Genomic DNA, 16087 nt, shown 5'->3' on the forward strand with positions numbered 1-16087 from the left:
GCGGCTCTGGAAAAGACTCCGATCAGCTCAATATTGAAGGCCTGAGCGGAGTACGACTGTCGCCAATCGCTACCGCCCAGGTCATCCCCCTTCGCTTCAGCGCAGCTTCTCCAGCATCTGGTAGTACCACATGCCCGCCGCCAGCATCGGGTTGCCGAGCTGGTCGCCCAGCGGCACCTTGATGTGCTTGCAAGCGGCGAAGGTGTCGTACTGCTCCAGGTCGCCAGTGATGGCCTTGGCCATGATCTCACCCATGATGTGGGTGGTGGCGATGCCATGACCGGAGTAGCCCTGGCAGTACCAGACGTTGGACGAGAGCTTGCCCAGCTGCGGGATGCGGTTCATCACGATGCCCATGGCGCAGCTCCACTGGAAGTCGATCTGTACGCCCTTGAGTTGCGGGAAGGTGCTCTCGATGCACGGGCGCAGTTCGCTGGCGATGTCACGCGAGTCACGCCCGGAGTAGTTGCAGCCACCACCGAACAGCAGGCGGCCGTCGGCCGTCATGCGGTAGTAGTCGAGCACGAAGCGGCAGTCGTACACCGCCAGGTCCTGCGGATTGATCGCTTTTGCCAACTCGCCAAGCGGCGCGGTGGTGACGATGCCGCCCATGGCCGGGAAGATCAGCCCCTTGAGCTTGCGCCGCTCGAGCTTGTGATAGACGTCGCCGGCCAGCAGCACCTGCTTGGCCTCGATCCGCCCGCCGGCGGTGACCACCGCTGGACGCGGACCATGGACGATGTCGAGCACCTCGGAGTGTTCGAAGATCAGCGCGCCCAGGCTCTCAGCGGCCTTGGCCTCACCGAGGCACAGGTTGAGCGGGTGCAGGTGCATGTTGCGGGTGTTCTTCAACGCCCCGCAGTACAGCTCGCTGCCCAGTTGTGCACGCACGCCAGCAGCGTCGAGCAGGGTGACATCGCCGCCCATGCCGCGCCGCAGCGCTTCGTCGTAGGTCGACTTGAGTTCGTCCATATGGCTGGCTTTCATCGCCGTATGCAGATGGCCGTGCTTGAGGTCACAGTCGATGCCGTACTTGGCCACGCGGTTCTTGATGATCTCGTGGCCGCGCCAACGCAGGTGCCAGATGAAGTCGTCCACCTCCTCGCCCAGAGTGTTGCGCATCTGCTTGCGCATGGCTTCGTCACCGGACAGGCTGCCGGTGACCTGGCCGCCGTTACGCCCGCTGGCGCCCCAGCCGACCTTGTTGGTTTCCACCACGGCGACCTTGAGGCCGCGCTCGGCCAGCTCCACCGCGGTGGCGATGCCGGTAAAGCCGCCGCCAATGATGGCCACGTCCACCGTCACGCTGCCCTGCAGCGTCGGGTAGTCGCTCTCGAAGTTGAGCGAGGCCGAATAGTAGGACTGCGCACGCTCGGCGGCGGGTTTGACGGGTTGGTTGATCGCGTTCATTGCAGAATCCTTGTGGCGGTTACCGCAGTTGGGTGTCGCGGGGCCGCCTAGGCCGTGCGCACCGATGAATCGGGGATCGCGGCTGAAGCCGCTCCTACGGCCTGTACATCCTGTAGGAGCGGCTTCAGCCGCGATGCTGTTCAGTCAGGCATTACTCAAATACCAGCGCCAGTCCTGCTCACCGACTTCGCCCATGAACTGGCGATACTCGGCACGCTTGACCGCGAGAAAGACCTTGAGGAAGTCGGCGCCGAAGGCATCGCGAGCCCAACTGGAGCGCTCCAGCGCCTGGATCGACGCCAGCCACTCGGTCGGCAACAGAGTCGTGGCCTGGGCATAACCATTGCCCTCCACCGGCGCACCGGGGTCGAGGTGATCAGCAATGCCACGGTGAATCCCGGAAAGAATCGCCGCCGCAGCGAGATAGGGGTTGGCGTCGGCGCCGCAGATGCGGTGCTCGACATGCCGAGTATTCGCCGGGCCGCCTGGCACGCGCAGGCTGACGGTGCGGTTATCCACACCCCAGGTCGGCGCCAGCGGCGCATAACTGTTGGCCTGGAAACGCCGGTAGGAGTTGGCGTTGGGGCAGAACAGCAGCAGCGAGTCGAGCAGACTGGCGAGCATGCCGCCGACCGCCTGGCGCAGCAGCGGCGTGCCGGCCGGATCTTCACTGGCGAACAGATTGTTGCCCTGCGCATCGGCCAGGCTGACATGCATGTGCATGCCGGTACCGGCCAGGTGATCGAAGGGCTTGGCCATGAAGCAGGCCTGCATCCCGTGACGGTGCGCGACGCCCTTGACCAGGCGCTTGTAGCGCACTGCCTGATCCATCGCCGCCAGCACCGGGCCATGTTCCAGGGTGATTTCCACCTGGCCGGGGGCGTACTCGGAAATCGCCGTGCGCGCCGGGATGCCCTGCGCCTTGCAGGCGGCATAGAGATCACGCAAAAACGGCTCGATCTGCTCCAGCTCGCGCAGGCCGTAGACCTGGGTCTGCCGTGGACGGCTACCGTCGGCGTCCAGCGCCGGCTGTGGGCGCCCCTCGGCATCACGCTTCTGGTCAAGCAGATAGAACTCCAGCTCGCAGGCCATCACCGGGTGATAACCCGCGCCTTCGAGCAGCTCGATCACGCGGATCAACAACTGCCGTGGATCGGCCGGCGTGGCCGGCAGGCCTTCGGTCGGGTGCATCGACACCTGCACGGCGGCAGTGGGCATCTGCCGCCAGGGCAGGCGCACCAGGCTGCCGGGCAACGGATAGGCGCGGCAATCGATATCGCCCACCTCCCAAACCAGGCCGGAATCCTCGACATCCTCGCCCTGGATGGACAGGCCGAGCATGGTGCTCGGCAGCGGCCGGCCGCTCTGGTACAGCGCCAGCAGCTCCTCGCGGTGCAGCAGCTTGCCGCGCGGCACGCCATTGGTATCGAGAATGAACAGCTCGATCAGCTCGATATCGGGATTGTTCGCCAGGAAGTCCTGAGCTTCCTGCACGGGGGCGAAAGTCGTCATGTTGCGCTCGCTTGCGCCAGTTAGGCGCTCGGTGTCCGCACGGCCCGTTCAATTCGTGAACAGGTTGCACAGGCAGACAAGGTGATAGCAGCGGCTGCGGGCATGGCGCAGCCATCGGTATTCAGCGGGCGGGGACGGCGTCCGGCGGGCGCGCGTGGCGGCAATGCCACAGCGCCCAGAAGGCGAGGATGATGGTCAGCAGCGGGTTGAGCCGCTCCAACAAGCGCCGCCGCGCAGGCGCGCGGTACAGCGGAACATGGACTTGGCAGGCCGGGGAGATCATGGTTTAGCAGCGTCGCACAGGGTTTGACGTGCGTTAAATCGGGTTTTTCAGACGCTTGGTTATTTATTGACTAAACAATCCCACCGATTCACCCATGTCGACCCGTAGGGTGCGCCATGCGCACCGGCTTTCACGCCACGCTCAGCAGCACGCAAACGATTCACGGCTCCGGCCGATAGCCCAGACGCAAACCGCCCCAATGCTTGCCCTGCACCATGATCGGTACCGACAGGTCGTGCATCAGCTCACCGGTATCGCGCATGTAGGTCTGCAGCAACAGGGCCTGCTTGTGGCTGCCGCAGCGAATGCCGGTGCGGTCGTTGAACAGACGCTTGCCGCGGCTGCGGGTCGCATCCACGGCCGGGTCGCCGCTGGGCGGGTGGTTGAACGCGGCGTTGTGGGTCGGCACATAGCCTTCCGGCGTAGTGGAGATGGCGAACACCAACCCTTCATGGCGCTTGAGCAGCGGCTCCTGCAAACCTGGCAACACCTGATCGGCGTACTGATCGAAACGCGTGCGGTACTTCTGCGGCTGGGTGCCGGCAATCGGCTGGTAACGGCGGTCGAACAGGTCGTCGAGACCAATGCGGCCGGCCTGCAGGTCCTGCTCGAATTGTGCCGCGATGGCTGCCGCGCCTTCACGCGCCAGGTCATAGGCGCGCTGGTGGTAATCATCCAGGCCCACTTCGGCGAGCTGCTCGCTGACCGTCTCGGCCTGCCCGACCAACTGCTCGGCAGCATCGGCCAGTTGCCGGGTCTGCCCTTCACTGCCCTGCACGTCGTCCTGCAATTGCAATGCAGCCGCTGAAAGGCTGGCCAGACGCTGGTGATTGTCGGCCGTACCGGCGCTGATCTGCGCCACCTGCTGCTCGACTTCCTCGGCTTGATCGGCAATGCCATGCAGGCGGCTGCCAGCCGTTTCGATCTGCTGCGCGGCCTGCTCCAGCTCGACGCTCTGGCGCTGGATATGAGCGACCACCGCAGCACTCTGCTGACGGATGTCGGCGACCATCTGGCTGACTTCCCCGGTAGCACTGGCAGTACGGGCGGCGAGGTTGCGTACCTCGTCGGCGACCACGGCAAACCCGCGGCCCATCTCACCGGCGCGGGCCGCCTCGATGGCCGCGTTGAGCGCCAGCAGGTTGGTCTGGCTGGCGATGGACTGGATCACCTGGGTGACCTGTTCGATCTGTTCGGTACGGCTACCGAGACCATCGATCAGCTCACGGCTGGCCAGGGTCTGCGCACTGAGTTGCTGCATGCGCTCGATGGCCTGATTGAGCTCGGCCTGACCGTTGGCGCTTGCATCACGCACATGTCGGGCCGCGGCCAAGGTGTGCTCGGCGCGGGCAGCGCTGTCCTGCTCGGTGTGGGTGATGGCCTCGGCGGCCTGGCTGACCTGCTGCACAGCCGTCAGCTGCGATTGCAGGCGACCGGCCAGATGCTTGACCGCATGGGCCACCTTGGCGGCGGACAACGCGTTGTGGCAGGTGTGGCGCGACAGCCCGCGGCTGAGTTCGACGAAGTCGCCGGTCGCTTTCTGCTGGGCAGCCTGCGCCGGCTCGTCACGACGCTGCCACGGCCCCAGCCAGGGCCACAACGCCAACAACAGATAGGAGGGGACGCTTACGTAAAGAGGCAGTTGCATCTGCTGGTAGGCCAGCATCAATCCGGCCAGGCCAATAGCGTGCAGTACGAAAGCGAGCGGCGAACGGATAAAGGCAGCTTGCATGACCGACCTCAGAGTTCTTGTTCTGGTGCGCGGCGAGGCGCTGTAGGCGGACGGGGTCACGGCGGGTTCTCTCCTTGAATATCCCACGCAACCTGGACAGCAGGCTACGCGTACGACAGGCCCGACGAAAAATAAGCGTATACAGACCGGGCACCATGACCGGGATTCGAGCAGCTTGGAAGCACCAGCACCATAAAACTTTGGTAGCACACTGCCATGAATTTAGACCGATCTACCCCACCATGCGATGGCGCTTGACGAAGCGCCTGTCCAGCCAGTCCTTGCAGCGTCCGTAGAGCTGCCCACCTGCACTCCAATCGTGCCAGCCGAGCAATGCCCCGCCATCGCCGGTGGCCAGCAACGCCAGACTCTGCCACTGCGCCCGGTAATGTTGCAGCGGTCGATTGTGCAATGCAGCGTTGAGATTGGCGGCGAGCACCGGCGCCTGACGCACGGCGAAACGGCCACTGCGGCGCATGCCGTCGAGGCTGGCGCAATCGCCAACGGCGAAGACCTGCGCATGGGACTCGCATTGCAGGGTCGGCCGAATCGCGACGAAACCGGCTGCGTCCTTGGCCAGCTGACTGGCCGTCAGCCAGAGCCAGGGCCGTGCGCCGCTGGCCAACAGCAGGCGGCGCCCACGCCATACCGGCTCGTCACCGCTAAGCAACCAGTCATCCTCAATCCGCCCGATCGGGCAATGCTCGCGCACCTGCACGCCACGCTGACGCAGATGACCCAGCGCGCGCAGGCGCAGCCCCGGCGACAAGCCATCGAGCAGCGTGCCACCGCAGAACAGCGCCAGCGCCGGCACCTGGTCGGCCAGGGCCAAGGCCAGTTCCACACCACCAGCACCGCCACCAAGAATCGCCATGCGCCGTGGCTCGGCCTGCCACTGCTGCCAGCCCTCAAGTAAGCGCTCGATGGGTCTGGCGGCCAGCACCTGCATGCCCTCGCCCTGCTGCGGTGGAATGGCCATGCCGGCGCCGACATTCAGCGACAACCATTCGCCCTGCAGGCTACGGCCGTCTGCAAGCTGCAGGACACGCGCATCGGCATCGAGCGAGGCGATTTCGCCTTCGATCAGGTCGACCTTGGCCGCCCGGCATAGCGGCTGCAACTCCACGCGGCAATCTGCCGGGCTGAAACGGCCGCTGATCAGCCCCGGCAACATGCCGGCGTACCAGGCTTCCGGGCCTGGGCTGAGCAAGCCGATACGGCCTGGCGGGCGCTCCACCAGCGCCCAGCGGCGCAACACGCCAAGGTGGGCATGGCCGGCCCCGGCCAGGATCAGGTCGTACTGGGTCATGCGTTCTTCAATCCGTCGCGGTATTGGCTCGGCGTCTGGCCGGTCCAGCGTTTGAAGGCTCGGCCAAAGCTGCTGCTGTCGCTGAAACCGAGCAGATAGGCAATTTCACTGATCGAGCAGCGCGGGTCGCGCATGTGCCGCAACGCCAGGGCGTGGCGCGTCTCGCCGAGCAGCGCCTCGTAGCTGGCGCCCTCCTCGGCCAGGTGCCGCTGCAGGCTGCGTAGGCTCAGATGCAGAGCCTGGGCGATACGCTCGGCAGAGGGCTCGCCATCGGGCAACTGTACCTCGAGGCAATTGCGCACCCGCTCGCTGCAGCTGGCCGCCTGCAGTTGCTCCAGGCTGCGCCTGAGCACCGTCTCGTTGTGTTCGGCCAGCTCCGGGTTGCCGTCATCCAGGCGCTGCTCGAACGCGGTGCGGGGAAAACGCAGCAGGCTCTCATCGGCATCGAACTGCAGCGGCGCGCGAAATACCGTCTGCCACGGCGTCGGGTCGGCTGGCCGTGGTCGTTGCAGCTGTACCAGCAACGGCGAGAAATCCCGGTTCAGGCGATTGCGACAGCTGCGCACGTAGATCGCGGCGAACGCGTCCAGCGCTTCGGGCGCGGGTGCAGGGCTTCCTGGCGGTACGCGAAAACGAAATTCGTAGGCGTCCTCCAGCTCGCGCAACTCCAGTTGCAGCGCATCGCTGACCACACGGTGATAACGCACGATGCGCTCGAACATCTCGCGCAGACTGCTGCTGGCGATCAGCGCATAGCCCAGGGCATGGAAGGTAGTCGGGCTAACGAACTGCGAGGTCTTCAGGCCGAGCGCCGGGTCACCACTGGCGGCCACCGCCAACTGCCACAGACGCGTGGTGAGCGACAGCGGGCAGCGCGCGTTGGGGTCGTCGAGTACGGTCGGATCGAGCCCAGCCTCGCGACACAGCGCAGCGCTATCCAGGCCGAGAGCATCGAGCTGCTTGCGCAGAGCGCGAGTCCAGCTGGCCAGGGTTGAAGGTTCGGCAGTCATGCAGATTGGCGTATCCGGTAGGCAGGTTGGCGTGCACGGTCGGGCGCTCTGACGACCGTCACGGCACAGTGAAGTCACAACCCAATAACAAGAGGATGTCGGCATGTCGCCCTCTCCCGCAAGCCTTAATGACCAGCAACGCGCCGCTTATATCCGTGAACAGGTGATGGCTCATGGTAACGCCCTGCGTCAGCGCTACCCGATCCTGCAGCATCAGGACGCGTTGGGCGCCGGCATTCTGGCCTTCGCTCTGCTCGGCATGATCGCCTCGGCGGCGCTGTATATCGGCGACTACCTACCTGGGTGGGCGTGCCTGCTGCTCAACGCCTTCTTCGCCTCGCTGACCCACGAGCTCGAGCACGACCTGATCCACTCGATGTATTTCCGCAAGCGACCGTTGCCGCACAACCTGATGATGGCGCTGGTCTGGCTGGCGCGCCCCAGCACCATCAACCCCTGGGTACGCCGCCATCTGCACCTGAACCACCACAAGGTATCCGGCAGCGAAGCGGACACGGAGGAGCGCGCCATCACCAACGGCGAGCCGTGGGGCATCGCACGCCTGCTGATGGTCGGTGACAACATGATGAGTTCCCTCATCCGCTGGCTGCGGGCGAAGAATCCTGAACACCGGCGGCTGATCCTCACCCGCACGCTGAAGGTCTATGCGCCGCTGGGACTACTCAACTGGGCGACCTGGTACCTGTTCCTCGGTTTCCACCTGCTGGACTGGGCCAGTGCTGCGCTCGGCGCCCCCATCGCCTGGTCGGCCAGCACGCTGAGCGTGATCGAGGTGGTAAACATCGCCGTGGTGGTGCTGGTCGGTCCCAACGTGCTGCGTACCTTCTGCCTGCACTTCGTCAGCTCCAACATGCACTACTACGGTGACGTCGAACCGGGCAACGTGATCCAGCAGACCCAGGTACTCAACCCCTGGTGGCTGTGGCCTCTGCAAGCCTTCTGCTGCAACTTCGGCAGCAGCCATGCGATCCACCACTTCGTGGTCAAGGAGCCCTTCTACATTCGCCAGCTGACGGTGCCCTTCGCCCATCAGGTGATGCGCGAGATGGGCGTACGCTTCAACGACTTTGGCACCTTCGCTCGCGCCAACCGCTGGACGCGCCAGGACAAGCACAGCGAGGAGCGCACTCAGACTGCCTGACCATTCACTGAGCGCGGCGTAGCAATGCGCCGCCCACTCGTCCGAGCCGTCATTCGTCGCGCCATCCCGACGGATGAGACTCGTAACGCAATCATCCCGCCAGTAGTCGGCTAGAATCCACTCGCGCCCCACCGCTCCTCAGACGGAACAGTGTCCATCGGACTTCGGCGCCCTCGTAGTAGCCATGAGGCGCCCTGGATGCTCCACCCGTTTCGCTCACTGATATTGTTGCTTTGCCTGGCCTGCGCCGTACCAGCCTGGGCGAGTAGCGCGCTGCCATTGCTCAAGCTCGACATGGCTGATCTGAGCGAGCCGGTGAACATCGAGCGCAGCCTGGTGCTGGAGGACCCCAGCGGCCAGCTCACCGCCAGCGAAGTGCTGCAGCGCATCGGCGAAGAAGGCCGCGAGGTGCAAGGTACCGCGCGCATCGGCTACACCCGCAGTGCCTGGTGGCTTGCCGTGCAATTGCAAACGCCACCCGCCGAGCGCCTGCAACTGATCATCGGCCAGACCTTCCTCGATGACCTGGAGATCTGGCTGTTCGACGGCGACACACCACTCGGCCCGCTGTACAGCGGAGCAAACCGTCCATTCGCCGAACGTGGCGAGCCCTACCCACAGTTTCTGCTCAACCTGCCGCGCCTGGGCGAAGGCCCACACAGCCTGCTGCTGCGCGTGGAAAGTCATTCGGCAATCAACCTGCCGCTGCAGGTGGTCGGCGCTGCGCAGGGCCAACAGTTGATCGCCCACAGCTGGCTGCAGAGCGGTCTGCTGATCGGCGCACTGCTCGCCCTGGCGCTGTTCTACCTGGTCAAATACAGCACCCTGCGCGAAGCGCAGCTGGCCTATTTCAGCCTTACCGCGTTGTGCGTGGCCCTCTACAACACCAGCCTGTACAACCTGGCCGGCCTGCTCTGGCCACAGTGGTCGCTGCTGCCCAAGTTGCTGATCAACCTGCCCACCGCCGGGATGATGATCTTCAGCTCGCTGTTCATTGCCAGCGCCCTGGACCTGCACCTGGGACGTTTGCGCTGGCTGCGCGACGCCCTGTTCGCTGCCACCCTGCTGGTCAGCCTCGGCGGCGTCTTCGTCGACCATCCCCACGCCTATCAGACCCTCAACCTGCTGACGCTGGCCACCGGCCTGTATCAGCTGTTGCTGATGGTCCTCGGCGTCTATCAGCGCCGTCCCTACGCCCCCGGCTACCTGCTGTGCTGGAGCGCCGCGCTGGTGCTGATGCTGCTGGTGCCACTGAGTCGTGCCGGGCTGATTCCACTGCCCGCCGGTTTCTATGCGCTGTATGCCTATCTGCCGGCCCTGAGCATGCTGCTGTTCGGCGCCCTGCTCGACAAGCAACTGGAGCGCGTGCGCCGCGTACTGCTGAGCAGCCAGGAACAGGCCATCGATAATCTGGAGCAATACCAGGCGCTGTTTCGCCACAGCGGCGAAGGCATCTTCCGCTGCCATCGTGACGGTCAACTGCTGGAGGCCAACCCGAGCCTGGCGCGCCTGCTCGGTAGCGAGACCTTGCCGGACGATCTCGGCCAGCTGTCCCTGCAAAGTCTGGTGGGGGAAACCCAGTGGCGCTGGCTGCTGTTGCAGCTCGACGTGCAGGCCGGCGCGGTCAGCTGCGAGTGCCAGCTGTACGACCTCGAACAGCGCCCCCGCTGGGTCTACCTGTCACTGCACCTGCGCCCGCATCAGGAGTTCATCGAAGGCATCGTGGTCGACCTCAGCGAGCGCCGTGCCCTGGAAGAACGCCTGCAGCAGTTGGCCGCGCACGATGCCCTGACCGGCCTGCTGAACCGCCGTGAGCTGGAAAGACTGCTTTCGGAAACCCTCAGCGGCGCAGCCAAACGGCGCTTCAGCCATCTGTTGCTGCTGGGGCTGGATCGCTTCAAGCAGGTCAACGACCTGTTCGGCCACTCTGCCGGCGACCAACTGCTGAAACAGCTGGCCAGCCAATTGCTGCATCAGCTACCGCGCCATGCCGAGCTGGCCCGCGTCGGCGGCGACGAGTTCGCCATTCTCCTGCGCGAAGTCGACGACGAGGCCGCGCTGGGCCAGGCCGAGCAGCTGCGCCGAGCCGTCGAACAGTTCGTCTTCACCTGGCAAGGACGGCCGTTCCGCCTGCACGCCAGTATCGGCATGCTCGCGCTCAGCTCCGGCGTGCGTGACTGGGAAACCGCGCTGAACTGGGCCAGCAGCGCCAGCCAGTTGGCCAAGCATCAGGGCCGCAACCGCGTGCAGCAGTTCAACCCGGCCGACGGCGCCCTGCTCGAGCACCAGCGCCAACTGCAATGGATCACGCGCCTGCGCGAAGCCACCGAACGTGGTCATTTCGAGCTGTTCTTCCAACCGGTGCAGGCGCTGCAAAACACCGCCAGTGGCCTGCATTACGAAGTACTGCTGCGTTACCGCGATCCGCAGAACGGCGAGTGGATCAGTCCGGCGCAGTTTCTCGACGCGGCGGCGCGCTACGACTTTCTCGGCGCCATCGACCGTTGGGTCGTCCAGCACCTGTGCGCCTGGCTAGCGGCCAACCCACGGCACCTGGCGCAATTGGCCCAGGTCAACGTCAACCTCAGCGCCAGCTCGCTGCTCGATTGCACCTTCCATCGCCTACTGCAGGACGAGTTGCAGCGCCACGGTTTGCCGCCCGGCAAGCTGTGTATCGAAGTGACGGAAATGGTCGCCCTGGGCGAGTTGGGCGTCTCCGCACAGTGGATCGAGGAGCTGCGCAGCAAGGGCCTGAAAGTCGCCCTGGATGACTTCGGCAGCGGCTTCGCTTCCTACGCCTACCTGCGCCACCTGCCGCTGGACATTCTCAAGATCGACGGCAGCTTCATTAGCGGCATCGAGCACGACCCGATCAACCAGGCCATGGTCGGCTCCATGCGCCAGATCGCCGGGCAACTGGGGCTACTCACCGTCGCCGAATTCGTCGAGACCCAGGCCAGCCTGGACTGCCTGCGCCACCTCGGTATCGACTACGCCCAGGGCTATTTCGTCGGCCGCCCGCAGCCTTTGCGGCAACTGGCCGACGATGCACGCCGTCACGGCACTCAGGAAGCCTGATAGAGCGCCGCCGGCAGGCGCTCGAGCAGCGCCGGGTCCAACCGCAACATGCGCACGCAGCGCGCCTCGATCAGGCCCGCCGGCGCTTCGCTGGCCGGTAGTGCCAGCAGCAAGCCGCTGAGATTGAGTACCAGCGCCTCGCGCGAGAACACACCGCTGCCTAGACCATAGAACGCCGCGATCAGCTCGCGCAGGCCGAATGGCAGGCGCCAGCGGATACGCAGGGCCGAACCGAAGCTCGCCGCCCGCTGCTGCATGGCCTGTTCGATCTGCTCGTTGCTCAACTCGCCGCCAGCTTCCAGCCAATCCTGCAGGCTACGCAGCAGCGCCAGCTCCCCCAGGTTGTGCAGCAGGCCGGCGGTGTAGCACAGCTCAGCGTCCAGCTTCAGCTCCAGTGCCAGCCAACGCGCCAGCTCGGCACTGCGCCGCGCCTGTTGCCAGGTATGGCTGGCCAACTCGGCCAGGCGTGGGTCACGTAACTGTGCGTTACGCTGCACGGCCAGGCCCAGCACCAGATTCAACGTACGCGCCACCCCCAGGCGATGCAGCGCCTGGGTCAGGGTATGGCAAGGCACACCCTGATGCTGCGCCGCAGTACTGGCAGCAGCGATCAGTAATGCAGTGATCTGTGGGTCGCTGCCGAATACCGCCTCCAGCTCGCCCAGATCCTGCTCACCGGCCTGCAACCCCTGACTGACCGCATTGCGCACGTCGCTGAGCAGCGGTGCACCCTGCCCCTCCTCGCGCACCGTATCGAGAAAGTCGCGCAGCTCGCTGAGCAACAGCGGCTGGCGTACCACCACCGCTGTCGCCGGCGAAGGCAGCAAGGTCTGCAAGCGCTGACGCAGGCTTTCGGCATTGAAGGGTTTGGCCAGGTAGGCACTGGGCGCCAATGGCCGAGCAGCGCGCACGCTGCTGGCATCCAGGCGACCACTGATAAGCACGAACGGCAACGCCGGCGTACGCGGATGACGGCGCAACTGGCGCAACAGCTCCAGGCCATCGAGACCGGGCAGATCGCCATCAGCGATCACCAGATCGGGCAAGCGCCGCTTGCAACGCGCCAGTGCCGCCTGGCCATCGCTGACCTGCAACACGCGCGCATCACTGCGCACGTCGAGCACCAACTGCTGCAACAGGTTGGAGGTCCAGGGGTCAGCCTCGGCGATCAGAACTTCCACACTGTGAGCTGAAGCGGTCATGCGAGCCTCTGGACGATAACGAAGGGGAGCGCTTGTGCCGGCATTCCGTGCAAACCTGATGGACAGGTCAGCTCCATGGCGACGACGCAGTCTAAACCGCGGCTTTACACGAAGTCAGCCGGCATCAGCCGACTGCGCAGGAAATGACTCATTTTCCGCGCAGCACCAGAAACGCCGGGCATAAAAAAGCCCGCCGAAAAGGCGGGCTTCTTGGTCAGGCAGCCGATCAGTTACTTGATCTTGGCTTCCTTGTACATCACGTGCTTGCGTACGACCGGATCGAATTTCTTGATTTCGATCTTGTCGGGGGTGGTGCGCTTGTTCTTGTCGGTGGTGTAGAAGTGGCCGGTACCGGCGCTGGACACCAAACGGATCAGTTCACGCATGACTCTCTCCTTAAACCTTTTCGCCGCGAGCGCGCAGCTCAGCCAGCACTACGTCGATGCCACGCTTGTCGATGACGCGCATGCCTTTGGCAGATACGCGCAGACGCACGAAGCGCTTCTCGGACTCGACCCAGAAGCGATGGTGCTGCAGGTTCGGCAGGAAACGACGACGGGTTTTGTTGTTTGCGTGGGAAATGTTGTTCCCGGTTACCGGACCCTTACCGGTAACTTGACAGACTCTCGACATGCCTCAGCCCTCTAAAACCACATGCCCAACCCGGCATGGGTTGGCCGCTTAAACTCAATGTCATTGGCGCTCGGCGCCGCGTTTCTCGAGGGTCTTACCGGGCGCGCTGGATAGCACAAGAACCGAGCCCCTAGAAAAGAGCGCTGCTTTATACCAGAAAGCCCTGGGTGCAACAAGGAAAACCGCAGGATAAAACTCAAGCCCAAGCGCGCAAACCTGCCGGGAGCCGAGCCCTTGGGGCCTGATCAAGTTTTGACCGCTCGTCGCCTTTATCAGGTATTCAGCGCCCGACAAATCGACTAGGGTTGCAAGCTTGCCGTCAACGCCAGGAATGAGGACTCCATATGCGCCTGCTGCTCGCTGCTCTACTGTGCACCCCGATCCTGGCCCAGGCCGCCACACTCAGCGTTTGCACCGAAGCCAGCCCAGAGGGTTTCGACGTGGTGCAGTACAACTCGCTGACCACCACCAATGCCTCGGCCGACATGCTGATGAACCGCCTGGTGGAGTTCGACGCCGAGCAGGGCAAGCTGCTGCCGAGCCTGGCGCGCAGCTGGTCGATCTCCGACGACGGCCTAGTCTACGACTTCACCCTGCGCGACGACGTGCCATTTCATCACAGCGCCGACTTCACGCCCAGCCGTCACCTCAACGCTCAGGACGTGCTGTTCAGCTTCCAGCGCATGCTCGACGAGCAGCACCCCTGGCACAAGATCGCCGCCAGCGGTTATCCACATGCCCAGTCGATGCAGTGGCCGAGCCTGATCGCCAAGGTCGAGGCGCCGGATGCGCACAGCGTGCGCATCACCCTGAACCGCCGCGACGCCACCTTCCTTGCCACCCTGAGCATGGGTTTCGCCTCGATCTATTCCGCCGAATACGCCGACAAACTGATGGCCGCCGGCACCCCGCAGAAGCTCAACAGCGCACCGGTGGGCAGCGGCCCGTTCATCTTCGAGCGCTTCCAGAAGGATGCCGTGGTGCGCTACCGCGCCAACTCGGAGTATTTCGCCGGCAAGCCGGGCGTGGACCGGGTGATCTTCGCCATCACCCCAGACAGCAACGTGCGCCTGCAGAAGCTGCGCCGCGGCGAATGCCAGATTGCCCTGTCGCCGAAGCCGCAGGACGTGCAGGCCATCGCTGGCGACGCCAAGCTGAAAAGCGCGCAGACCGCCGCCTTCATGACCGCCTTTGTCGGCATCAACAGCCAGCATGCGCCGCTGGACAAGCCGCAGGTGCGCCGGGCAATCAACCTGGCGTTCGACAAGGCCAGCTACGTCAAGGCCGTGTTCGAAGGCAGCGCCGAGCCGGCCAACGGCCCCTATCCGCCGAACACCTGGAGCTATGCCAACGAACTACCCGGCTACGCCCATGACCCGGACAAGGCCCGCGCCCTGCTGGCCGAAGCAGGCCTGAAAGATGGCTTCAAGACCACCATCTGGACACGCCCGAGCGGCAGCCTGCTCAACCCCAACCCGAGCCTCGGCGCACAGTTGCTGCAGGCGGACCTGGCCAAGATCGGCATCGACGCCGAAATCCGCGTGATCGAGTGGGGCGAGCTGATCCGCCGCGCCAAGGCCGGTGAACACGACCTGCTGTTCATGGGTTGGGCCGGCGACAACGGCGACCCGGACAACTTCCTCACCCCGCAATTCGCCTGCGCGTCGGTGCAGTCCGGCCTCAACTTCGCGCGCTACTGCGACGAAACGCTGGACAAGCTGATAGCGTACGGCAAGGCCAGCAGCGACCAGGCCGAGCGCAGCCGTATCTATCACCAGGCGCAGCAGATCATTCAGGAGCAGGCACTGTGGCTGCCGTTGGCCCACCCCACCGCCTTCGCGTTGCTCAGCAGCAAGGTCGAGGGATACAAGGTCAGCCCGTTCGGCCGACAGGACTTCGCCGCGGTGCAGCTGGCACCCTGAGCCAGCATCATGGTGGGCTGAAGCCCACCCTACAGATGGCAGGCTACGACACGTAGGGCGGGCGCAACCCGCCGCATCGATAACGGCGGGTTGCACCCGCCCTACGCCCGAACCTGCTACATCCAGCCGAGTTCGGCCATCGATAGCGGCTCGCCATCGCCGACGATGAAATGATCGAGCACGCGCACCTCGACCAGCGCTAGGGCATCCTTGAGCCGCTGAGTCAGCACACGGTCAGCCTGGCTGGGCTCCGATACCCCGGATGGGTGGTTGTGGGTGAGGATGGCGGCTGCGGCATTGTTGGCCAGCGCACGCTTGACCACCTGCCTTGGATAAACGCTGGCACTGTCGATGCTGCCGCGAAACAGTACCTCGAAGGCCAGAACGCGGTGCTTGGCATCGAGAAACAGGCAGCCGAATACCTCATGCGGTTCGTGACGCAGTTGCGCCTTGAGGTAATCACGCACGGCCTGCGGGCTCTCCAGCGCTGAATCGCGGCGCAGGCGCTCGGCCAGATGGCGCCGCGACATTTCCAGCACCGCCTGCAGTTGTGCGTACTTGGCCGGGCCAAGGCCGAGGTGCTGACTGAAGCCAGCCAGATCGGCCTCCAGCAGCGCTCTCAGGCTGCCGAACTCGCTCAGCAGATAGCGCGCCAGGTCCACCGCACTCTTGCCGGTCACCCCGGTACGCAGAAAGATCGCCAGCAACTCGGCGTCGGTCAGCGACGCGGCGCCCTGTTCCAGCAATTTCTCCCGCGGACGCTCTGCCGCGGGCCAATCACGAATGCTCATCGAACACCTCCTTGTCGAGCCAGGCGCCCGCTGTTCCGCTGCG

General features: G+C 64.7%; 12 protein-coding genes. 3 read left to right on the top strand and 9 right to left on the bottom strand.

Annotation, left to right across the window (positions count from 1 at the left end):
• Positions 1-96: 96 nt before the first annotated feature.
• From BM059_RS15065 to BM059_RS15085, 5 genes are all read right to left on the bottom strand, one after another.
• Positions 97-1410 (bottom strand): NAD(P)/FAD-dependent oxidoreductase, encoded by a 1314-nt coding sequence (locus tag BM059_RS15065; RefSeq protein WP_074939620.1) that lies wholly within the window; start codon positions 1408-1410, stop codon positions 97-99.
• A 144-nt stretch (positions 1411-1554) separates the two neighbouring features.
• On the bottom strand, positions 1555-2922 hold the full coding sequence (locus BM059_RS15070; RefSeq protein ID WP_074939622.1) for a glutamine synthetase family protein: 1368 nt from the start codon (positions 2920-2922) through the stop codon (positions 1555-1557).
• Positions 2923-3365: 443 nt separating this feature from the next.
• Entirely contained in the window at positions 3366-4937 is a 1572-nt protein-coding gene (locus BM059_RS15075) for a methyl-accepting chemotaxis protein (RefSeq protein ID WP_074939623.1), read from the bottom strand.
• 232 nt (positions 4938-5169) lie between these two features.
• A complete protein-coding gene (locus BM059_RS15080; protein ID WP_036998813.1) occupies positions 5170-6246 on the bottom strand; it encodes an FAD-dependent oxidoreductase in 1077 nt (358 codons plus the stop codon).
• Positions 6243-7256, bottom strand: a complete 1014-nt coding sequence (locus BM059_RS15085; RefSeq protein WP_074939625.1) for an AraC family transcriptional regulator — start codon at positions 7254-7256, stop codon at positions 6243-6245. The genes BM059_RS15080 and BM059_RS15085 overlap by 4 nt, the downstream gene beginning before the upstream one ends.
• A 103-nt stretch (positions 7257-7359) precedes the next feature.
• Between BM059_RS15085 and BM059_RS15090 the strand changes: the two genes are divergently transcribed.
• Entirely contained in the window at positions 7360-8418 is a 1059-nt protein-coding gene (locus BM059_RS15090) for a fatty acid desaturase (protein WP_074939627.1), read from the top strand.
• A 198-nt stretch (positions 8419-8616) separates the two neighbouring features.
• Positions 8617-11496 (top strand): EAL domain-containing protein, encoded by a 2880-nt coding sequence (locus BM059_RS15095; RefSeq protein WP_074939628.1) that lies wholly within the window; start codon positions 8617-8619, stop codon positions 11494-11496.
• Here BM059_RS15095 and BM059_RS15100 read toward each other — a convergent pair.
• The 3 genes from BM059_RS15100 to rpmB form a co-directional block, all read right to left on the bottom strand.
• Positions 11484-12698 carry an HDOD domain-containing protein gene (locus tag BM059_RS15100; protein ID WP_074939630.1) on the bottom strand — a complete coding sequence of 405 codons (1215 nt, stop codon included), beginning with the start codon at positions 12696-12698 and terminating at the stop codon, positions 11484-11486. The genes BM059_RS15095 and BM059_RS15100 overlap by 13 nt on opposite strands.
• Before the next feature lie 230 nt (positions 12699-12928).
• Positions 12929-13084, bottom strand: coding sequence for a 50S ribosomal protein L33 (gene rpmG / locus BM059_RS15105; RefSeq protein WP_003464575.1), 156 nt, complete (start codon positions 13082-13084; stop codon positions 12929-12931).
• A gap of 10 nt (positions 13085-13094) precedes the next feature.
• Positions 13095-13331, bottom strand: coding sequence for a 50S ribosomal protein L28 (rpmB, locus tag BM059_RS15110; RefSeq protein ID WP_003242523.1), 237 nt, complete (start codon positions 13329-13331; stop codon positions 13095-13097).
• Between the two features lie 344 nt (positions 13332-13675).
• On the opposite strand from rpmB, the gene BM059_RS15115 reads away from it, so the two are divergent.
• Positions 13676-15253, top strand: coding sequence for an ABC transporter substrate-binding protein (locus BM059_RS15115; RefSeq protein WP_074939631.1), 1578 nt, complete (start codon positions 13676-13678; stop codon positions 15251-15253).
• Between the two features lie 116 nt (positions 15254-15369).
• Here the strand turns inward: BM059_RS15115 and radC are convergent, their stop codons facing one another.
• A complete protein-coding gene (radC, locus tag BM059_RS15120) occupies positions 15370-16044 on the bottom strand; it encodes a RadC family protein (RefSeq protein WP_036998803.1) in 675 nt (224 codons plus the stop codon).
• Positions 16045-16087: the final 43 nt, after the last annotated feature.

Origin of the sequence: Ectopseudomonas composti, assembly GCF_900115475.1 — a bacterium.
GTDB lineage: Bacteria > Pseudomonadota > Gammaproteobacteria > Pseudomonadales > Pseudomonadaceae > Aquipseudomonas > Aquipseudomonas composti.